The sequence below is a fragment of the Streptomyces sp. NPDC127119 genome (assembly GCF_042677425.1).
GTDB lineage: Bacteria > Actinomycetota > Actinomycetes > Streptomycetales > Streptomycetaceae > Streptomyces.
Map to the genome: position 1 here is coordinate 15,903 of NZ_JBHXTO010000042.1, position 22,326 is coordinate 38,228.

Sequence of the window (22,326 nt, forward strand, 5' to 3'; positions counted from 1 at the left end):
TCTTCTTTTGTGTCCCGCCGACGGGACACACGTGCGCACAAATGAGAGCCCGCTCACCCGCTAAGGGTGGTGAGTGGATCGGGACTCGATCACATCCAGCACCTCGGCGGCGCGGTCGACGAGATACATGTGATCGCCCGGAAATTCCTTGTAGGTGAATTCGCCCGCCGTGGTCGCGTCCCGCCACTGCCGGGCCTCTTCCGCGGTGACCAGGCCGTCGGACTCGCCGCGCAGTGAACAGATCGGCACCGAGACCGGCTCGTCGGTGCTCGGGACGTAGTTCTCGTGCATCTCGCAGTCGGCCTGGAGCACGGGGAGGATCAGTTCACGCATCTCCGGGTGGTCCAGGGCCTCGTGCCGGAACCCCGCGAACTCCTCGACCCGGCTCAGGAACTCCTCGTCCGGCAGACCCGTCGCCCGCCGCTCGCGCCGGGTCCACGGCCCCGGCGAGCCGCTGACGACCAGCAGCTCGACCTGCACGTCGCGCGTACTCAGCAGGTGCACCAGTTCGTACGCGAGCACCGCGCCCAGGCTGTGCCCGAACAGCACGGCGCGGGTCCCGGCGCCGAGTTCCGCGACGATGTCGTCGACCGAGTTCTTGGCGGCCTCGACGACATTGCGGTACGGCGTTTCAAGGAACCGCTTCTCCCTGCCGGGCAGGGCGACCGGGACCACCCGCCACCGGTCGCCGGCCGGCTCCCGCCACGGGTGGAAGAACGAGGGACCCGCTCCCGCGAACGGCACGCACAGCAGCGCGGCCCCTTCGCGGCGGTCCGTGGACGTACCGGGTCCTGTCGTGCCGGGTCCTGTCATCCGGACCAACTCCCCTTGTCGGTAAGGCGGCAGCGGTTCGTCGAACCGGTTCTGTGGCAGCACCGTCCGCTCATGTCGCCGGCTCCGCCGGCTTGCGGTCGACGACACCCATGACGTCGGCCACGGCGGCCGGCATGTTCATCTCGTGGTGGGTGGCGCGCAGGTGTTTCCGACCGGGCGGCCGATCGGCGCGCCCTCCCCCGCCTTCACGCGCGCCTCGGAGCACCACGTCACCGTCTCGGTCGGGCCGTACATGTTGAACACCTCGGCGGCCTGCTTCGCCGGGGTCTCGGCCAGGCGTACCGGCACGGCCTGCACCGCGGTGACTCCCTGGCGGCGTATCAGATCCAGCACGGCGGACGGGTCGGCGACGGTGTCCTTGCCGGCCACCACCATGGCCGCTCCACCGGTGAACGGCAGGTACAGCTCGGTGTCGGCCATGTCGAAGGCCACCGTCGTGCTGAACAGCATCCGGTCCGCGGACGACAGCGGGAACCGCCGCCGCGTCGTGGCCAGGTAGTTCGCCACGGCGCCGCGCGGGATCGCCACACCCTGCGGCTGCCCCGTCGAGCCCGACGTGCAGATCACGTACCGGGTGTTCTCCGGCCGGACGACCACGTCCGGTGCCGTGTCCGGACAGGCTGCCCGGTCCACGCTCGCCAGTGCCTCGGTGTCGAGCACCAGCAGCGGATCGGCGTGCCGGAGGATGGAGTCGACGCGGGAGCGCGGGTGGTCCGGATCGCTCGGGACGTAGGCTCCGCCCGCCTTGATCACCGCCGGCAGCGCCACCACGAGGTTCACGGTCCGGGGCAGGCACACGGCGACCCGCGACTCCGCCCGCACCCCGCGTCCGGCGAACCAGTGCGCCAGTGTGCCGGTGCGCCAGGAGGCGCACCGCCTCCACCAGGTCCAGGGTCGGCTCGGCGGTGTCGTTCACCTCCACCAGGAGCTGCCGCCGTTCCGCCGCGCTCAGCACGTCGACGTCCCGGCGGGCGTTGTAGGCCTCGGCCGGATCCCGCAGCAGCGGCGCTCCCGAGCTGCCGTCGGTGGCGATGTGGTGGATGACCAGGGCCAGCACGTGTTCGTCGGGTGAGCAGCGGAACGGGCGTACCTGGAGCGGGGGTTCGGCCGCCGGGTCGAACCGGTGGGCGAAGGCCTCCTCGACCGCGCCGGACACCTGCTCCGGCGCCGCGGTGAGCGCGGCCCGGTCCAGGGATCCGGTCAGCCGGAAGGCCGCAGGCATGTTCCAGTTCCGCGACCCGCCCTCCAACTCGTGGAGGATCCCCATACGCCGTTGTGCGAATGACAGCGGAATCACTGCCTTCACTCCTCTACGAACATCTTGCGCAGGCCGGGACGACGGGGAGCGGCCGATTCCTCCGACCACGCGGCGAGCGCGGCCACCGTCGGCAGGTCGAAGATCTTGCGGATGGGTATCTCGATGCCCATCTCGGCGCGGACGCGGCTGATCAGCCGGGTGGCGAGCAGGGAGTGCCCGCCGAGGTCGAAGAAGCCGTCGTCGATCCCGACCTGGTCCACGCCGAGCACCTCGGCGAACAGCTCGGCCAGACTCTTCTCGCGGGTGGTACGGGGGGCGCGATAGGCGGCGCCGAGGTACTCCGGCTCGGGCAGCGCGTTGCGGTCCAGCTTGCCGTTCGGGTTGAGCGGCAGCCGGTCCAGGAGCACGAAGGCGGACGGCACCATGAAGTCCGGCAGCCGGCTCGCGACGAAGGCGTGCAGTTCCTTGGTCTCCGGGCCGCCGACGTCACCGCTCGCCCCGGGGTCGCCGGTGAGGGCGGGTACGACATAGGCGACCAGTTGTTTGCCGGAGCCGCTGCCCCGCCCGTCGCGGGCGATGACGGCGGCGTGCGCCACGCCGGGGTGCGCGGTGAGCGCGGCCTCGACCTCCGCGGGTTCGACGCGGAAGCCCCGCACCTTGACCTGCGCGTCGCCGCGGCCGACGTATTCGAGCCGGCCCTCGGGGCTCCACCGGCCCAGGTCTCCGGTGCGGTACATGCGCGAACCGGCGGGACCGTACGGGTCGGGGACGAAGCGCTCGGCGGTCAGGGAGGGGCGGCAGTGGTAGCCGCGGGCCACGTTCCCGGCGACGTACAGTTCGCCGACCGCGCCCGGCGGCACCGGGGTCAGACCGTGGCCGAGGAGGTAGGCACGCATGTTGCCGATCGGGGCGCCGACGGGCGCGCTGCCCGTCAGGTCGCGGGTGTCGTCGTCGGCGGTGAACATGGTGGCGTAGAACGACTCGGTCTGCCCGTAGGCGTTGAGGACCCGGACCCCCGGGAAGGCCTCCTGTGTCCTGTCGACGAGCGACATCGGCAGGGCCTCGCCGGCGAAGACGACCGCCGTCAGCCTGGTGCGGGCCGCGATGTCGTCGAGGAGTTCGGCGAACGCGGACGGCACGGCGGCGATGATCCCGTCGCCCCGCGCACTGCCTTCGCCGAGGGCCAGGATGTCCTGGACGACTTCGAGGACACCGCCGTTGGCCAGGGGTGTGAAGATCTCGAAGGCCGAGGCGTCGAAGTTGATCGACGTGGTGGCGAGGATCCGCCCGCCCGGCTCCAGCCCGACGAGGGAGGGCAGCCGCAGCACGCCGTTCACCACTGCTTTCTGGCTGTAGGCGACGCCCTTGGGCTTGCCCGTGGAGCCGGAGGTGTACATGACGTACGCCAACTGCCCGGCATGCACGGATAGTTGGAGGCCGGTGGCGTCCCCGGACAGGTCGAGCGCGTCCATGAAGAGGTCCGGGGCGTCGTGCTCCGGAAGCACGCCGACCGTCGCCCGGTCGGTCAGCACGAGACGCGGCCGGGCCTCCTCGAAGATCGCCGCGAGGCGGTGGCTGGGGTACTTGGGGTCGACCGGCAGGTAGGCGCCGCCTGCCTTCAGGACCGCGAGCAGGGCGACCACCAGGTTCACCGACCGCGGCAGCGACACCGCGACCAGCGACTCCGAGCCCACGCCCCGTTCGACGAGTTGGTGCGCCAGGCGGTCGGCCCGGGCGTTCAGCTCACGGTAGGTGAGCGAGCCGTCCTCGGCGACCACCGCCGTCTCGTCGGGCGTGCGCGCCACCTGCGCCTCGACGAGTCCGGCGAGCGTGAGGTCCGGAGTAGGAGCGGCCGTGTCGTTGAACCCGACGAGGAACCGGTCGCGTTCGGTCTGCCGCAGAACGTCGAGCTGCGCGATCTTCAGGTCCGGGGTGGCCGCCAGCTGTTCCAGGACCCGCACGAACCGGGCCGCGTACGTCTCCACCGTGTCCCTGGCGAAGACGCCGGTCGCGTACTGGAGGAGGAACGTCAGGTGCGTGTCGACGGCCGCCATGAGGGCCAGGGGGTAGTGGGTGCCGTTGGAGGGCCGCAGACCGGTGATGGCGATGCCGTCCGCGGCGTCGGCGGCGGAGTTCAGTCCGTCCCGGTCGACCGGGTACGACTCGAAGACGATCAGCGTGTCGAAGAGGTTCTGCAGCCCCACGGACTGCTGGATCTCCGTGAGCCCGTGGTGGTGGTGCTCGACGAGGCGGGCCTGCCGGCTCTGCAGCCGGGTGAGTACCTCGGCGAGGGTGTCGCCGGGCTCGTACCGGACGCGTACCGGCAGGGTGTTGATGAACATCCCGACCATCGTCTCGACGTCCGGTACGGCGGGCGGACGGCCGGAGACGGTGGCGCCGAACACCAGGTCGCGGCGGCCGGTGAGCTGGCCGAGCAGCAGTGCCCAGGCGCCCTGCACCAGGGTGTTGACGGTGACGCCCAGGTCGGACGCCACCCGGTTCAGGCGGTTCTCCACGTCTCGGGGCAGCTCGAACGCGACCTGGTCGAGTCCGTCGCCGCCCGTGGCTCCGGGAGCGAGCAGGGTCGGTTCCTCGACCCCGTCGAGCTCGGCCGCCCATGCCCGTGCGGCCTCGTCCTGGTCCTGCCGGGCACGCCAGGCCAGGTACTCGCCGTAGCTCCGTGTCCTCGGCAGGCCGGTGGTGTCGCCGTGGGAGCCGTACAGCAGGAGCAGGTCCCGCATTAGCAGGGGCGAGGACCAGCCGTCGGCCAGTGAGTGGTGGACGGTCATCACCAGTTCGGCCCGGCCGGGTTCGAGGGCGACGAGTGCCAGCCGCAGCAACGGCGGGGTGCGTACGTCGAAGTGGGCGGCCTGGTCCTCGGTGAGGAAGCGCTCGAACCTCTCGGTGCGCTCCGCCTCGCCGTACCCCGTCAGGTCGAGGTGCTGCCAGGGCAGGGTCACCCCTCGTGCCGGAACCACCTGCGCGAGGTCGCCGTCGGCCCGGTCGACGAAGGCCGCGCGCAGGCTGGCGTGGCGTTCGAGCAGCATCTGCCCGGCCCGGCGCATCCGCTCCGGATCGACGTCGCCGGAGACATGGAACACGAGTTGCACGTGGTAGGCGTCGAACGAGGAGTCGGCCAGCATCGAGTGGAAGATGATCCCCGACTGCGCCGAGGTCACCGGCCACACCTCGGTGAGGGGGCCGTACACGGCCTCCCAGGCGTCGATCTCCCGCTGGCTCACGGGGACCAGCGGGGCGTCCGTCGGAGTCAGGCCCCCGGCGTCGGGGGTCGCGGCGTGCCGGGCCAGGGCGGTCAGCGCCCGCACCCACAGCTCGGCCAGCTCGGTGACCTCCTCGGCGGAGAGCAGGCCGGTCGGGAAGCCGAAGTAGGCGGTCAGTTCTTCACCGGCTCCGGTGTCGGTGGCCACCGCGTTGATCTCCAGTGCCGACAGCACCGGCATGTCCGCGTCCGGGGCGGCGATCAGGTCCTGCCGGGTGGTGTCCGGGGTCCAGCCCTGACCCCGCAGCTCCTCGGGGAGGTCGGCGCCGGACGTACGACCGAGGTAGTTGAACCCGATCTGCGGTTCACGGCCGGCGGACAGCGCGGTGGAGGTCTCCGGGTTGAGGTGGCGCAGCAGGCCGAAGCCGATGCCGTCGCCCGGAACCGCCCGCAGCTGTTCCTTGACGGCCTTGACCGCCCGTCCGGCGGCCGGGCCGCCGGCGAACGCGTCGGCCAGGTCGACACCGGTCACGTCCAGCCGCACCGGATACATCGCGGTGAACCAGCCCACCGTGCGTGACAGGTCGGCTCCGGGCACCGCCTCCTCTTCCCTGCCGTGCCCTTCCAGGCGGACCAGCGCCGAGGGCCCGTCCACGCCCCGCGTCCGGCGCCAGCGGGCCAGCGCCAGGGTCAGGGCCGCCAGCAGCACGTCGTCGGCACCGCCCCGGAAGAGCGCGGGCGCCTTGGTCAGCACGGTCTCGGTGACGTCCGCCGGCACCTGCACGCGTACCGTCTCCACGGTGGCGGCGGTGTCCCGCGCCGGGTCCCGCTCCCGCGCTCCGAGGAGCGGCTCGTCCTCGCTCAGGATTCGCTGCCACACGGGCAGTTCCGCGACCCGCTCGGGACGCGCCGCCTCGTCGGCGAGGGCGTGTGCCCAGCGGCGCATCGAGGTTCCGCCCGCTGCCGGTCGCGGGGTGCGGCCGGCGCGGACCTCCTTCCAGGCGGCTACCAGGTCCGGCACGAGGAGCCGCCACGACACCCCGTCGACGACCAGGTGGTGCAGCACGATCAGCAGCCGGTCGGCGTCCGTGTCGGAGGTGAACCACACGAACTGCGCCATGACGCCCGCGTCGGGGTCCAGCCGGTCGGCGGCAGCGTCCAGCTCGGCCTGCGCGTCGGCGTCGGTGCGGGTGACCTGGGTCAGCAGCGCGTCGGCGGCCACGCTGCCGGCCGGTTCCGCCCAGAGCCCCTGTTGCTTCCGGTCCAGCCGGGAACGCAGCGCATCGTTTCGGTCCAGCACGGCCTGCACCGTCGCCACCAGCCCGGCGCGGTCGATGTCCTCGGGCAGCGTCAGCATCATGGACATGCAGAGCCGGCCGAGGCCGCCGCCGAGCCCGAGCACGTGCTTCGCCGTCGGCGGCAGCGGAACCCAGCCCACACCGCCGCCCGGCAGCTCCGCCAGAACGACCCGCTCCTGGGCGCGGCCCGCGACCAGCTCCGCGAGCTGCGCGACCGTGGGGTGCTCGAAGATCTCCCGCGTGCTCACCTCGATGCCGCGGGCCCGGGCCCGGGCGACGACCTGGATGGAGCGGATGCTGTCGCCGCCGCTGGCGAAGAAGTCGCTGTCGATGCCGACGTTGTCCACGCCGAGCACTTCGGCGAACAGCGAGCCGAGGGTCTCCTCGACCTGGTCGCGCGGGGCTCGGCCGGTCGACGTCTGCCCGTGGTCCGGCACGGGCAGCGCCCGCTGGTTCAGTTTCCCGCTGGGGGTCAGCGGGAGCTCGCCGAGCGGTACCAGCGCGGGGGGAACCATGTAGTCGGGCAGACGCCCGCGCAGGTACTCGGGCAGTTCGAGGAGGAGCGCGCCGAGCGACCTGGCCAGGGCGGGGTTGTTCGCCCGCTCCCGCCCGCCCGCGCCGCCGCCGGGGACGAACGAGCCCGAGACGTCCCGCCGCCCGCCGGGCCGCGCCGGGAGCAGCACCGCGTCGAAACACCGCACGTCCCTGCCCGACCAGGTGAGGACGACCTCGCGGCCGTGCTCGCCGGCCCACCGGAGCACCTCGTGCGGATCGACCGGTTCACCGGGCGGGGACGCCTGGTCGAGGAGGCCCGTCGCCACGGTCAGGGCGACCTCCTCGACCAGACGCGCGTTGGGTATCCCGGTCACCCGCACCGGTCCGCGCGCCCGGTCCGCGTGATGGCCGAGGTCGGCGAGGCCGTGCACATCCCTGCCCCATGGCAGCACCGGGGCGCCGGCCACGTCGAGCAGGTCGGCCGGACGCTTGTGCAGGACCACCTCGTAGCGGTGCCGGGTCAGTTCGTTGTGCGCCTGCCCGGGCTTCAACCGGATGTCGACCGCGACCGAACCGTCCTGCGACCACTCGGTGAACCACTCCGGGGCGACGGTCAGTTCCCGCTCGGCCAGCAACTCCCTGGTCACCAGCGTCCGCAGTTCCTCGGGCGAGGCGTGCGGGTGGGCCGCCCGCTGCACGGCGGTCAGCATCAGGCGGCGTGTCGCCGCGTTGCGGACGTCACCGACGACGACCCGGCCGCCCGGCACGAGGAGGTCCATCACCTGGCGCAGCACCTGGTCGAGGTACTCGACGCTCGGGAAGTACTGCACCACCGAGTTGAGCACCACCGTGTCGAACCGGCCGCGGGGCAGACCGGAGACGTCGTCGGCCGCCTGGGCGCTCACCCGGACCCGGTCGCCGTGTCCGGCCTGCGCGCTCTGGGCCCGGACGCGGTCCACCACTGTGGCCGAGATGTCGGTGCCCCAGTACTCCTCGACCTCTCCGACGATCTTCGCCAGCAGCAGGCCGGACCCCACACCGATCTCCAGCACCCGCCGCGGCGCGAACTGCAACACCTGCGCGACCGCCGCGTCCTGCCACGCGAGCATCTGCTCGTGTGGGATCGGCTCACCGGTGTAACTGGAGTTCCAGCCCTGGAAGTCCTCGCCCAGCGCCTCGTCGCCGGAACCGGCGTAGCTGTCGTCGTAGAGGTCACGCCACTCGTCCACCTGGGAGTCGGCGTCGGCCACCGCGGCAGCGTACGGCTGGGGCACCACGTACCCCACCAACTGCCGGTCGCCCAGCTGGTTCTCCCGCACCACGACCGCGGCCTGCGACACGCCGGGGTGGCTCGTGAGCGCGTGCTCGATCTCCCCCAGCTCGATACGGAAGCCGCGGATCTTGACCTGGGAGTCGGTTCTCCCGAGGTATTCGAGCTGGCCGTCCCTGCTCCACCGCACCAGGTCCCCGGAGCGGTACATCCGCGTTCCCGGCGTTCCGAAGGGGCAGGCCACGAACCGGCTCGCGGTCAGGCCCGGCCGCCCCAGGTAACCCCGGGCGAGCCCGGGGCCGGCGATGTAGAGCTCGCCGGCGACTCCGGGCGCGACCGGGCGCAGGGCGGTGTCCAGCACGTACGCCTGGGTGTTGGCGATCGGCCGTCCGATGGGCGGGACACGGCCGTCACCCACCATCGGCGCGCTCATCGCGGCGCACACGGTGATCTCGGTCGGCCCGTAGCCGTTGATCATCCGTCGTCCGGGCGACCACTGCGCCACCAGTTCCGGTGTGGAGGCCGAGCCGCCGACCACCAGGGTCTCCACCGTCGGCAGCGACCCCGTGGGCAGGGCCGCCAGCACCGCCGGCGGCAAGGTCGCGTGGGTCACCCGGTGGGCGGCGATCGTCTCGATCAACGGTTCGCCCGCGGCCAGTTCGTCCGGGCCGGCCAGCACCAGCGTCGCTCCGGCCAGCAGGGACATGCCCCACTCCCACAGCGAGGCATCGAAGCTCGGCGAGGCGAACTGCAGCACCCGGCTGGCCGGCGTGACCCGGAGCCGCTCGGCCTCGGTGGCGACCAGGCCGGCCAGTCCCGAGTGAGTGACCGCCACTCCCTTCGGGGTCCCGGTCGAACCCGACGTGTAGATCACGTACGCCGTGTTGGCCAGGGCGACCGGGGCGCGGCGGTCCGTGTCGGTCACCGGTCCCGCGTCGGCGGCGGCCAGTGCCGCGGCGACGCCGGGATCGTCCAGCCGGAGCACGGGGACGGACAGCCGCGGCATCTGCTCCCCCGACGCGGCGTCCTCGATCACCAGGACGGCCCCGGAGTCGGCCACCATGAACGCCACACGCTCCGCCGGGTAGGCCGGGTCCACCGGCAGGTACGCCCCGCCGGCCTTCAGCACGCCCAGGATCGCCACGGTCCACTCGACCGAGCGGGACAGTGCCACCGCCACCACCGACTCGGGGCCCACACCGCGCTCGGCCAGTACCCGTGCCAGCCGGTTGGCCCGCTCCTCGATCTCCCGGTAGCTGAGTTCCAGGTCTCCGCGGACCACCGCCACGGCGTCCGGCGTGGCGGCGGCCCGTTCGGTGAAAAGCGCGTCGAAGGTCCGCTCCGGGACGTCCGCCGCCGTGTCGTTGGCCTCGCGCAGCAGCCAGTGGCGTTCCTCCTGCGAGAGCACGTCGATGCTGCCGATCGGCACGGCCGGGTTGCCCAGCACCTGCTCCAGGACGCGTACGAATCTGTCGACGACGCCCTCGGCCGTGGTGTGGTCGAAGAGGTCGGTCGCGTACTCCAGCAGCCCGTGCGTGCCGCCGGACGCGTTCGGGACGATGTTGAAGAGCAGGTCGAACTTGGCCGTGCCGGTGCCCACGGGCAGGGGGGTGACCCGGAGCCCCGGGATCTCGATCTCGCCCCACACGAACTGCCAGCCCAGCGCCGTCTGGAACAGGGGCATGTACGCGGTGGTGCGGTCCGGGTTGAGCAGCTCGACCAGCCGCTCGAACGGCACGTCCTGGTTGTCGTACGCGGCGAGGGCCTTGTCCCGCACCTGCTCCAGGACGTCGGTGAACGACGGGTTCCCCGACAGGTCCGCGCGCAGTACCCAGGTGTTGACGAAGAAGCCGATCAGGTCGTCGAGTTGCTCGTCGCCGCGCCCCTCGATCGGGCTGCCGATCGGCACGTCCTCGCCCGCGCCCAGCTTGTTCAGCAGCACCACCAGCACGGCCTGGGCCACCATCGGTGCCGTGGCGCCGTGGTCGGCCGCCAGCTTCTGCACGCCCGACAGCAGTTCGGGTGCCAGTACGAAGGGGACCTCGCCGCCGCGGTGGCTGGCCGTCGTCGGCCTCGGCCGGTCCAGCGGCAGTTGCAACGGTTGCGGAATCTCGGCCAACTCCTTTTTCCAGTAGGCCAATTGCTCCGCGATGGTGCTCTTTGGGTCGGCTTCGTCACCCAGCAGCTGCCGCTGCCACAGCGTGTAGTCCTTGTACTGCACGGACAGCGGCGTCCACTGCGGCGCACTCCCCCCGTGGCGGGCCGTGTACGCCGACACCAGGTCCCTGACGAACGGCGCTATCGACGCCCCGTCCGCGGCGATGTGGTGGAAGACGAACACCAGGACGTGCTCCTGCGGAGCGAGCCGCAGCACGGTCGTGCGCAGCGGAAGCTCCGTGTCCAGGTCGAACGGCTCGCAGGTGACCTCGTGCAGGGCGGTGTCCACGGCGTCCGCGGCCACGTCGACCACGTGGAAGGGGTGCACCGCCTCCTCGGGAGGCAGGATCCGCTGCTCCGGTGTGCCGTCCGTGTTCTCGACGATCAGGGTGCGCAGACTCTCGTGCCGGTTCGTGACGTCCGTCACCGCGGCGGCCAGGGCCGTCGTGTCCAGCGTCCCCTCCAGGCGCAGCACGAACGGGACGTTGTAGGTCGCGGACGGGCCTTCCAGCTTGTGCAGGATCCACATCCGGCTCTGGGCGAAGGACAACGGGATCATCGACGGTTCTCCTGTACGTTCATCGGACGCAGCTGGGGACGATTCGACGTGGCGAGCTTCTCGATCTGCTCGGCCAGCTGGGCGACGGTCGGGTTGCGGAACACCGTCGTGACCTTCACGTCGGTGCCGAGTTCGCTGCGGATGCGGCCGATCAGCCGGGTGGCCAGCAGCGAATGTCCTCCGTGGTCGAAGAAGTCGATGTCGATGCCGACCTCCTCCACGCCGAGCAGCTCGGCGAACAGCCGGCAGAGGACTTCCTCGCGGTGGTTGCGCGGCCCTCGTCCGGACACCGCTTCCGCGTGGTCGGGGGCGGGGAGCGCGTTGCGGTCGAGCTTCCCGCTCGCCGTCGTGGGGAACGCGTCGAGCGACACGATCGCCGAGGGCACCATGTACTCCGGCAGCCGCCCCCGCACCAGCTCCGTCAGGGCGGTCGGATCCAGCTCCGAGGAGTCCGCCGTACGGTCGCCCGGCACCACGTAGGCGACCAGCCGCTGGTCGTCGGCGCGGTCCTCGCGCACCACGACGACCGCGTTGTCGACGTCCGGGTGCGCGGTCAGCGCCGACTCCACCTCGCTCAGCTCGATCCGGAAGCCGCGGACCTTGACCTGGAAGTCGGTACGGCCGAGGTACTCGACCTGGCCGTCCCGGCTCCAGCGCACCAGGTCTCCGGTGCGGTACATCCGCGTTCCCGGCGCTCCGAAGGGGCAGGCCACGAAGCGGTGCGCGGTCAGCGCGCTCTGCCCTAGGTAGCCGCGGGCGAGACCGGCCCCCGCGAGGTAGAGCTCACCGGCCACTCCCGGCGCGACCGGACGCAGCGCCGCGTCCAGCACGTACACCTGGGTGTTCCACACCGGGGTGCCGATCGGCACCCGGTCCGCCCCGGGCACGTGCTGCCACGCCGTGACCTCGACGGCCGCCTCGGTGGGCCCGTAGAGGTTGTGCACACCGCAGTCGGGCAGCAGGCCGACCACCTTGTTCGCCAGGGTCGCCGGGAACGCCTCACCCGCGACCTCCATCCAGCGCAGGCTGTCGCACTGCTTCGCCGCGGGCTCGGCGACGAACGCCTCCAGCAGGGAGGGCACGAAGTCCGCCCCCGTCACCCGCTCCCGCTGGATCAGCTCGGCCAGGTAGGCCGGGTCCCGCCGCCCGGCCGGGCGGGCGATCACCACGGCCGCGCCCACCTGCAACGGCGCGAACAGCTCCGGCACCGACACGTCGAAGCTCGTCGACGTGCTCAGCAGCACCCGGTCCTGGGGGCCGACGTCGAAGTGCGCCAGGCCCCACGCCAGCCGGTTCATGATCGACCGGTGTGACACCTGCACGCCCTTGGGGCCGCCGGTGGAACCGGAGGTGAAGATGACGTACGCGGCGTTGTCCGGTGACAGCCGCCGCTCGGGCGTCGTGGCCGGGTACGCGGACACGTCCGGCAGCGCCCCGTCGAGCACCAGCAGCGGCCTGGCGCCGTCCAGGACGTGCCGCACCCGGTCCTCGGGCAACTCGGTGTCGATGGGCACGTAGGCCGCGCCCGCCTTGACCACCGCGTAGATCGCGACCATCAGGTCCACCGAGCGGGGCAGGCGCACGCCGACCAGCCGCTCGGGTCCCGCGCCCTGCTCGACCAGCCAGTGCGCCAGCCGGTTCGCGCGCCGGTCGAACTCCCGGTAGGTCAGCCTTTCCCGCTCGCCGATCAGCGCGACGAGGTCCGGCGTGCGCTCCACCTGGGCCTCGAACGCGCCCGGCAGGGTGTCCGGTGGCACCGGGTGGGCGGTGTCGTTGATCCGCCGCACCAGCCGGTCGCGCTCCTCCTCGGCCAGTACCTCGACCGAGCCGACCGGCACCGTCGGGTCGTCGAGTATGTGGTCCAGGACCCGGACGAGCCGGGCGGCGATCACCTCGGCCGCCTGCCGGTCGTACAGGTTGTTCTGGTAGTCCAGCGAGGTCCGCAGGTAGGGGTCGGAGGCGTTGAGCGTGAGCGGGTAGTGCGAGCCCGCGTAGGGCCGGATGCCGTCGATCGTGAATCCCGCGGCGGCGTTGGCGTCGACGATGCCGGCCCGGTCGATGGGGTAGTTCTCGAACACGACGATGGTGTCGAAGAGGGCGGGCAGGCCGACGTCGCGCTGGATGTCGGCGAGCCCGTAGTGGTGGTGGTCGAGCAGCGCGGTCTGCCGGTTCTGCAGGTCGGTGACGACCTGCGCGACGCTGTGGTCGGGACGGCAGTACGCCCTGGTGGGCAGCGTGTTGATGAACAGGCCGACCATCTCGTCGGAACCGGCCAGTTCGGCCGGGCGGCCGTTGACGGCGGCTCCGAACACCACGTCCTGCTGCCCGGTCAGCTTCGACAGCAGGATGCCCCACGCGCCCTGGAGGAGGGTGTTCAGCGTGACACCGAGTTCCGCGGCCCGCCGGGCCAGTGCACGGCCCTTGTCGATCGACAGCGGTACCTCGACCCGTCCGAGGGCGGACGCCGTCTCCTGGACGGGGGCGTTGGGGGCCACCAGCGTGGGCCGGTCGAACCCGCTGAGCTCGTCGGCCCAGCGGGCGGCCGACGCCTGCCGGTCCCGGGTGGACAGCCAGGTCAGGTAGTCGCCGTAGCCGCGGACCGGGCCGAGCCCGTCGGTCCTGGAGTACAGCCGGATCAGATCCTTGATCACCACCGGTGACGACCAGCCGTCGAACAGGGTGTGGTGCGCCGTGATGACGAGCTTCGCCTGCCGCGGCCCGCAGGTGAGCAGGGCCAGGCGCAGCAGCGGCGGCCTGGTGGGATCGAGCCGGTCGGCCCGGTCGTCGGCGAGGGCCCGGTCCAGCGCCGCCTCCTGCTCGGCCGTCGTGCGACCGGTCAGGTCCAGGTGGAGCCAGGGCAGTACGACGTGGTCGGCCACGATCTGCACCGGATCTCCGTCGGCCGCGGTGAGGAACGCCGAGCGCAGGTTGGGGTACCGGTCCACGAGTGCCTGTCCGGCGGCCCGCATGCGGGCCGGGTCCACATGCCCGGACAGGTGCAGCACGAACTGCATGTGGTAGACGTCGAAGGAGCCGTCGGCGAGGGCGGCCTCGAACTGGATCCCGGACTGGCCCGGCGCCTGCGGCCACACCTCGGTCAGCGGGCCGTAACGCCGCTCCCAGGCCTCGATCTCGTCCTGCCGCACCGAGACCAGCGAGGCGTCCGAGGGCGTGAGCCCGCCGGTCCCGGGCTGTGCGGCGTGCGCGGCCATGCCGTGCAGCACCTCCAGCCACAGCTCGGCCAGTTCACCGGTCCGCTCGCGGGACAGCAGGCCGGTGGGAAACATGAAGGCCGTCTGCAACCGGGTGCCGTCGGGGGTGTCCACGGCGAAGGAGTTGACTTCGAGCGCGGACAGCGCGGGCAGATCCGGATCGGGCATCGCAAGCAGCTCGGCGGACCAGGACGCCGGTCCCCACCCGTCGGCGCGCAGGTGCTCGGGCACATCGGCGGCCGAGATCCGGCCGAGGTAGTTGAATCCGATCTGGGGATCCGGGTACTGGGCGAGCTGTGCGGCGGTCTCCGGATTGAGGTGGCGCAGCAGGCCGTACCCGACGCCCTTGTCCGGGACCTGGCGCAACTGCTCCTTGACCAGCTTGATCGCCCTGCCGGCCGCGGGACCGCCCGCCAGAACGTCGGCCGGCTCGACCTCGCGGACGTCGATCCGCACCGGGTACATGCTCGTGAACCACCCGACGGTGCGGGTGAGGTCGGCCCCGGGGACGATGTCCTCCTCGCGCCCGTGTCCCTCCAGGCGGACCAGGGTCGAGCGGTCCGCACCGCGCCACCGGTCGACCGCCAGGACGAGCGCGGCGAGCAGCACATCGGTCGCGGTCGCCCGGAACACCGCGGGGAGCCTGCCCAGGACGGCCTCGGTGACGTCGGCGGGGACCTGTACCCGCACGGTGTCGACCGTGGACATCACGTCCACCGCCGGGTCGAACGGCCGGGTGCCGAGCGGGGGTTCGGGCGTCTCCAGCAGGTCGCGCCAGTACGGGAGTTCCGCTTCCCGCTCCGCGGAGAACGCCTCGTCCTCCAGAGCGGACGCCCAGCGGCGGGCCGAGGTGCCGACCTCGGGCAGCTCGGGCGTGCGGCCGGCCCGGACCTGCTGCCAGGCCTCGGCGAAGTCCGACATGAGGATGCGCCAGGAGACCCCGTCCACCACCAGGTGGTGCAGGACCACGAGCAGCCGGCCCGCACCCGTCCCGGGGGCGAACCAGACGAAGTCCGCCATGGTCCCGGCCTCCGGATCGAGCCGCCCGACCGCGTCGTCCAGTTCCGCCCTCGCCGCGTCGAGGGAGGAGGGCTCGTCCCACCGGCCGTCGCAGGCGACCCGGCGGATCAGGTCGGCCGCCCGAACGGATCCCGCGGGCCGTACCACGAGCAGGGGCTCGTCGCCGCGCACCAGCCGTGCCCGCAACAGGTCGTGCCGGTCCAGGACGGCGTCCAGTGTCGCGGTGAGACCGCCGACGTCGATGCCGGCGGGCAGCTCCAGCACCATCGACATGGCGAAGCGGTCGACGCCGCCGCCCTGTGCGAACACCTGCCGTGCCACCGGCTGCAACGGCATCGGGCCGACCCCGCCGCCGTCCAGCTCCGCGAGCGCGGGACCCCGATCCTGTCGGGCGGACGCCACCTCGGCGAGGCCCGCCACCGTGCGGTACTCGAAGATCTCCCGCGTGGTGAGGTCCAGGCCCCGGGCCCGCGCCCGCGCCACCACCTGGATCGACCGCAGGCTGTCCCCGCCGACGGCGAAGAAGTCGTCGTCGACACCGACGCGTTCCACACCGAGCACATCGGCGTAGGCCGCGGCGACGATCGCCTCGGCCTCGGTGCGCGGTTCCCGGTAGGTCTCGCCCACGAACTCCGGTTCGGGCAGCGCCGAGCGGTCCAGCTTGCCGGTCGGCCCGAGCGGCATCCGGTCGAGGGCCACGAAGGCCGAGGGAACCATGTAGTCGGGCAGCCGGGCCGCGACGAACGTGCGCAGCTCGGCGGCCGAGGCACCGGCCAGCACGTCCACGTCGCCGATCCCGCCGGCGCCGTCGTCACCCACGGCTCCCTCGCCGGCGTGCACCACGTACGCGACCAGCCGCCGCCCGCCCGAGGGCAGCTCGCGGCTGATCACGACCGCCTCGCTGATCCCGGGGTACGCGGTGACCGCGGCCTCCACCTCGGCGGTCTCGATGCGGAAGCCCCGCACCTTCACCTGGCCGTCGCTCCGGCCGAGGCACTCCAACTGACCGTGCGCGTTCCAGCGGGCCAGGTCGCCCGTGCGGTACATCCGCTCGCCCGCCGGGCCGAAGGGGTTGGCCACGTAGCGCTCGGCGGTCAGGCCCGGGCGACCGTGGTAGCCACGGCCGAGGCAGGTTCCGACCACGTACAGCTCACCGACCGCGCCCTGCGGCACGGGGGCCAGCCCCGGGCCGAGCACGTAGGCACGCATGTTGCCCAGCGGGGTGCCGATCGGCGCGACCTCGCCCTGCGACCATTCCTCGGACGCCGGGAGAGAGAAGGTGGTGGCGTAGAAACTCTCGCTCTGCCCGTAGGAGTTCACGACCTGCACGCCGGGCAGGGCCTCGCGCACCTGTCTCACCAGCCGGGCCGGGAGCACGTCGCCCGCGAACACGACCGTGCGCACGTCCGTGGTCCTGCGCAGGTGGCCCACCAGTTCCCCGAGCACCGAGGGGACCGCGCTGATCACGTGGCCGTTCCAGCCGTCCCGTTCGCCCAGCGCCAGCGCGCTGGAGACGACCTCGGCGCTGCCGCCGGTGGACAGGGTGGTCAGCAGCTCGAAGACCGAGACGTCGAAGTTGACCGACGTGCCGGCGAGCATGCGCCATCCGGGCGGTGCGTCCAGCACGCGCGTCAGTTCACGTACTCCGTTGACGAGGCCGCGGTGGGTGATCGCAGCGCCCTTCGGCGTGCCCGTGGAGCCGGAGGTGTACATGACGTACGCCAGGTTGTCCGGGCTCAGCCGCGCGACGCGGTCCGCGTCGCGCAGCGGCCTGCCGGGCGTGTCCCAGCGCGCGCGCTCGTCGACGTCCACGGTCGTCATGTCGTTCGCCGGCAGGGCCCGTGACGTCGTGGTGTCGGTGACCACGAAGCGCGGACGGGCTTCGGACAGCACGCTCTCGGCGCGGCCGGCGAGGTACTGCGGATCCATGGGCAGATAGCCCGCACCGGACTTGAGGATGCCGAGCAGCCCGGCCACCAGGTCCTCCGCGCGCGGCAGCGCGAGGACCACCAGGTCCTCGGGGCCGGCCCCGAGGCGCACCAGCTCCCAGGCGACGGCGTCGGCCCGGGCGTCGAGCTCCCGGTAGGTCAGCGTCCGGTCGTCGTGCACGATCGCGGGGGCGTCGGGCGTCCTGGCGACCTGGAGTTCGAACAGCTCCGGCACGGTCAGCTCGTCCACCGGTGCGGCGGTGTCGTTGAACGCCACGAGCAGCCGGTCGCGTTCGGCGGCGTCGAGTACGTCGATGCCGCCGATCCGGCGTTCCGGGTCGGCCACGAGTCGGCTCAGCACACGCACGAAGCGGTGCGCGATGCCTGCGGCGGTGTCCTGGTCGAAGAGGTCGGTGCGGTACTCCAGGCGGCATCGCGCCCCGCCCGAGGCGTCCGGGACCAGGTCGAAGAACAGGTCGAACTTGGCGGTGGCGGTCTCCAGCCGCTCGGAGTGGGCGACCAGTCCGGGGAAGTCCAGTTCCGGAATCGACGGCTGCCACGCGAGCATCACCTGGAAGAGCGGGTTGTACGCGGTGGACCGGTCGGGGTTCAGCAGCTCCACCAGCCGCTCGAACGGCAGGTCCTGGTGGTCGTACGCCGACAGGGCCCGCTCCCGTACCCGCTGCAGCAGCTCGCCGAAGGTCGGGTTGCCGAAGAGTTCGACGCGCAGCACCCAGGTGTTGACGAAGAACCCGACGAGTTCACGCAGTTCCTCGTCGGTGCGGCCGGCGATCGGCGCGCCGACGGGTACGTCGTCCCCGCAGCCGAGGTGGTGCAGGAGGACCGCCAGAGCGGAGTGCATGACCATCGAGACCGTGGTGTCGGCCTGCGCGGCGAGCTTCTCCACCGACCGCAGCAGCTCGGGGTCGATCGAGAACGGAATCATGTCGCCGCGGTGGCTCATCGACTTGGGGCGCGGGCGGTCCGTGGGCAGGGCCAGCGGCTGCGCCAGGTCGGCCAGGGTCCGCCGCCAGAAGTCGAGTTGCCGGGCCGCCAGGCTGTCCGGGTCGGACTCGTCGCCGAGCATGTCCCGCTGCCAGAGCGTGTAGTCCGCGTACTGCACCGGCAGCGGCTCCCACGCCGGGGCCCTGCCGTCGCGGCGGGCCGCGTAGGCGGTGGTCAGATCACGGCACAGCGGCCCGAACGACTCGCCGTCCACGGCGATGTGATGCATCACCAAGACGAGGGTGTGCTCACGCGGACCACATCGCACCAGCCGGGCCCTGATCGGGACGTCGGCGGCCAGGTCGAAGGTGGCGGTGGCCGCCTCGTCGACCGCCTTCGCCCGCTCCTGCTCCGTCGCGGCCTCGACGACGCCCAGACCGAACGACTCCGCGCCGGAAGGCAGCACGCGCTGGTGCGGGACGCCGTCGTCGTCCTCGACGACGACCGTGCGCAGTGCCTCGTGCCGGCCGACGACGTCGTGGAGCGCCGCCTCCAGCGCGCCCGCGTTCAGCTCGCCGGTCAGACGCAGGGCGAGAGCGCCGTTGTAGGTCGGCGACGGGCCTTCGAACCGGTCCACGAACCACAGCCGACGCTGCGCGAACGACAACGGGATCATTCTGTCTCCAAATCGGCGGAACCTCGCGGGAGCAGGCCGCTACTCAGCTCTGGTCGAGCACGGTCAACAGTTCGGTGTTGTAGAAGTCGTCCAAGGAGCACGCACCCGACAGCGTGGAGAAGTACCGGTCGATCAGCTCCTGGTGGCCGACCAGTTTCCGCAGCAGTTCGGCCCGCCCCTCGGGCTTGAGCTCGGCCACGTTGAGCGCCCCCTGGTAGTGGCTCAGGGCGTTGCCGTCGAGGTCGTCCTCGTACCGGCGCAGCGCGTCCTGGAGGGCGGCGTCGTCGTACAGGCCCTGCCCGATGTGGCCGGTGAGCGACTGGGCCTGGACGAAGGCCTCGGTGATGCCGCGGGCGGTGATGGAGTCCTTGTGGTTCACCGCGTCCCCCACCAGCGCCCACCCGGGCCCGAAAGCCTTGCGGAAGTAGTTCTCCTGGTGCCCGGTGCCGTACAGCTGCTCCACCCGCTCGCCCGCCGTCATCCGTTCGTACAGCTCCGGTGCCGTCGTGCGGAAGGCGTCGAGGTAGGCGGGTTCCACCGCCTTGCGAACGGCGGAGAACTCCTCCTGCGGGAAGTAGGCCATGAGGAGCGTGAGGTCGTCGTTGGTGGGGATGACGCCGATCCAGCGCCCCTGCCGCTCGTACAGCTCGAAGTGCGCGGGCACCCCGGCCCAGTAGCTGTAGTAGGTGCAGGTCATCCGCGGGTGCTCGATGACGTAGGGCGCGCCGGCCTTGCGGGCGACCAGCGAGCGCATCCCGTCCGCGCCGACGACGAGTCGTGCCCGGTCCGTCGCCAGGGTGCCGCTCGCCGTGGTGTACCGCACACCGACGACCCGGTCGCCCTCGAAGACCAGGTCGTTGACCGCGCAGGAGTCCCGGAACTCCACACCGGCCGCCACGGCAGCGTCGGCGAGGATCGGGTCGAGCACGTACCGCCTCGGCGCGTACGTGGTGCGCTGACCGTCGATCGGCAGGGAGAAGCCGTCGATGCGGACGCCCGGCGCCTCGTAGCTCTGGTGGCTGATCGGCCGGCAGCCCGCCTCGCGGAGCCGGTCGAGCAGCCCCCACCGCTGCAGAACCGCCACGCCCTCCAGGTGGATGTAGTGCGAGGACAAGGTGTCCTGCGGGAAACCTGCTTTCTCCAGGAGCAGCACGCGATAACCCTGCCGTGCGAAAAGCATGGCCGTCGGTGAACCCGCGCAACGGGCGCCTACGACAATGACGTCATACATGGCGTCTCTCTAACCAGGTGGTTTTCGGATTCCAACGCGGCCGGAGCCGGAAATGCCCAGGTGATGAATGATGAAGCGCGCCAGCAGAACATCACTACGGAGTCGCGGCGTTCAGGGATTCGATGTACGCGGAGATCGACGCCACGGTTGGGTTGAGGAACATCTGGTCCACGGGAACCTCCAAGCCCAGTTCGTCGATGAACGCCGCCTGGATTCTGGCCATGATGACGGACTGGCCGCCCAGGGTGAAGAAATTGTCGTCGACCGCTATGTCGTCGTTTCGCAGTTCCCGGCACCAGATGGTGCGCACCCGGTCGACAATCATCGTATTCCTCTCGGTTGTCAGCGGGATTCGTCGACTACGCCGTCGCGCCACTGGCCAGGAATTTCTGGTGGAATTGCTGGAGCAATGCCGCACGGTCCACTTTTCCGTGCGGACTCAGCGGAAGGGACGCGATGGTGAGGAACCTCGCCGGGACCATGGTGCGCGGCAAGGTCCGCAGCAGCCGGTCCCGCACCTCGTTCTCGGCGGGTTCGGCCGCTCCCGGTACCAGGAACGCGATCAGCTCGGCGTCGCCGGAGTCGGTGTGGTGGACGACCACGGCGGCCTCACGGACGTCGGCCAGCCTGCCCAGCGCGCGTTCCACGTCGGTGGGATCGATGCGCATGCCCCGCACCTTCACCTGGGCGTCCATCCGGCCGGCGACGACGAGTTCCCCGGCCTCGTTCACGCATCCGCGGTCACCCGTGCGGTACATCCTGCGCGGCGCGCCGTCGACCAGGACGGTCGTGAACCGCTCGGACTCGGGACCCGTGCCGTTGAGATAGCCCGCGCCGACGCCGACACCGGAGATGTATATCTCGCCGTACTCCCCCGCCGCGACACCGCGCGTCCGCTCGTCGAGAAGGTGGATGTCGGTGTTGTGGGCCGGCCTGCCCACGGGCGCGATGTCGTGCTCGCCGGGGCGGTAGCCGGCGAGGTCGTAGGACGACGCGACGTCGGTGCACTCGGCGACACCGTACTGGTGCAGGAGCGTGCAGGTGTTTCCCTCCCGCCGGGCCCAGTCCAGGATCCGTTCGACGCGCAGCGGCTCCCCGCCGAACAGGATGTGGTCCAGCCCGGCGAGCGCCTGGCCTCCCCGTGCGGTCTCCCAGTCCACCATCAGGTACAGCGTGCTGGAGGCGCAGTGCAGGATGCGTATCCCGTGCTGGGTCAGCATGCGGTAGGCCATCGCGGCGTCAAAGTTCCGGCTGGCCATGAGGTGTTGGGTGGCGCCGCAGAACAGCGGGGTCATCAGGCTGCGCTGGGACAGGTCGAAACCGAACGCGCTGACGACCAGGTTGTGCGACGCGCTGTGCAGTCCGTACTCGAGCGTCAGCCAGTTCATCAGGTTGAACCAGCCCTCGTGCCGTACCGCGGTCAGCTTGGGTGTCCCGGTCGACCCGGACGTGAAGACCGCGTAGCACACGTCGTCCCCGGTGACCGGGACGTCGGGGTCCGTCGTCGGGAGGCCGGCCAGGGCCTCGGAGAGCTGCTCCGTCCCGACGATCTCGGCGGTCGTCGACGCGACCAGCGGGGCGGTCGCCGGGGAGGCCACGATCAGCGCGAGGTCGGGTATCTGACCCAGCAGCAACTGGAGCCTGGCCGCCGGATAGGCGGGGTCGAGAGGGACGTAGGCCGCGCCCGCCTTCAGCGTGCCGAGGATGGTGACGAGGATGTCGACGGAGTAGTCGAGGCAGACACCGACCTTCGTGCCACGGCCGTGTCCGCGCGCGATGAGGAAGCGAGCGAAGCGGTTCGCCTCGGCGTTGAGTTCCGCGTAGGTCACCCGCCGCCCGTCGTGGAAGACGGCGACGGCGTCGGGAGTGGCCCGCGCGTGCTCCTCGAAGCGCCGGTGGACGACGGGCGCCGCAGGCAGGGCCACCCGCTTTCCCTGAAGGATCATCAACTGTCTCCGATCTGAGGGGTGCCCGGCCCGGCGAGCCGCCGGCGCTCCACAGGCTCTGCTCGACCGGGCAGGCGCGGCCGAGCCGGGGCGGTGCTCGCGCGGCCACCCCGGCTACGCGACTGCGCGCACTTTTCGCAGACTTCTCGCGGACTTTTGGCGCGCTTTTCCCAGGAGGGCGAGCGAGGGCGGAGAAGAGCGAAATCATTCACACGTGGCGAAGGAGGCATTCCGCAACGGGCGTTGGCCGTCACGGCGTTCCGCGGAAGGGGCCGAC

The 22,326-nt window shown here is 71.6% G+C and carries 8 protein-coding genes; 1 reads left to right on the forward strand and 7 read right to left on the reverse strand.

The genetic code is table 11. The features are described from left to right. Window positions 1-60 precede the first annotated feature (60 nt). Together ACFVH5_RS19915 and ACFVH5_RS19920 are read right to left on the reverse strand one after the other, a co-directional pair. On the reverse strand, window positions 61-813 hold the full coding sequence (locus tag ACFVH5_RS19915; RefSeq protein ID WP_385834969.1) for a thioesterase II family protein: 753 nt from the start codon (window positions 811-813) through the stop codon (window positions 61-63). Window positions 814-951: 138 nt separating this feature from the next. Beyond that, on the reverse strand, window positions 952-1,656 hold the full coding sequence (locus tag ACFVH5_RS19920; RefSeq protein WP_385834970.1) for an AMP-binding protein: 705 nt from the start codon (window positions 1,654-1,656) through the stop codon (window positions 952-954). On the opposite strand from ACFVH5_RS19920, the gene ACFVH5_RS19925 reads away from it, so the two are divergent. Beyond that, complete coding sequence (locus ACFVH5_RS19925; protein ID WP_385834996.1) at window positions 1,580-1,906, forward strand: hypothetical protein; 327 nt, start codon at window positions 1,580-1,582, stop codon at window positions 1,904-1,906. The two genes, ACFVH5_RS19920 and ACFVH5_RS19925, sit on opposite strands and share 77 nt — an antisense overlap. Before the next feature lie 230 nt (window positions 1,907-2,136). Here ACFVH5_RS19925 and ACFVH5_RS19930 read toward each other — a convergent pair whose 3' ends face one another. The 5 genes from ACFVH5_RS19930 to ACFVH5_RS19950 form a co-directional block, all read right to left on the reverse strand. Next, entirely contained in the window at window positions 2,137-11,091 is an 8,955-nt protein-coding gene (locus ACFVH5_RS19930; RefSeq protein ID WP_385834971.1) for an amino acid adenylation domain-containing protein, read from the reverse strand. After that, on the reverse strand, window positions 11,088-18,872 hold the full coding sequence (locus ACFVH5_RS19935; protein ID WP_385834972.1) for an amino acid adenylation domain-containing protein: 7,785 nt from the start codon (window positions 18,870-18,872) through the stop codon (window positions 11,088-11,090). Before ACFVH5_RS19935 ends, ACFVH5_RS19930 begins: the two co-directional genes overlap by 4 nt. Window positions 18,873-18,915: 43 nt before the next feature. Continuing rightward, entirely contained in the window at window positions 18,916-20,103 is a 1,188-nt protein-coding gene (locus ACFVH5_RS19940) for an NAD(P)/FAD-dependent oxidoreductase (RefSeq protein WP_385834973.1), read from the reverse strand. Window positions 20,104-20,197: 94 nt separating this feature from the next. After that, on the reverse strand, window positions 20,198-20,428 hold the full coding sequence (locus ACFVH5_RS19945; protein ID WP_267030136.1) for a phosphopantetheine-binding protein: 231 nt from the start codon (window positions 20,426-20,428) through the stop codon (window positions 20,198-20,200). A 34-nt stretch (window positions 20,429-20,462) separates the two neighbouring features. Continuing rightward, window positions 20,463-22,049 carry an amino acid adenylation domain-containing protein gene (locus ACFVH5_RS19950; RefSeq protein ID WP_385834974.1) on the reverse strand — a complete coding sequence of 529 codons (1,587 nt, stop codon included), beginning with the start codon at window positions 22,047-22,049 and terminating at the stop codon, window positions 20,463-20,465. Between the last annotated feature and the right edge of the window lie 277 nt (window positions 22,050-22,326).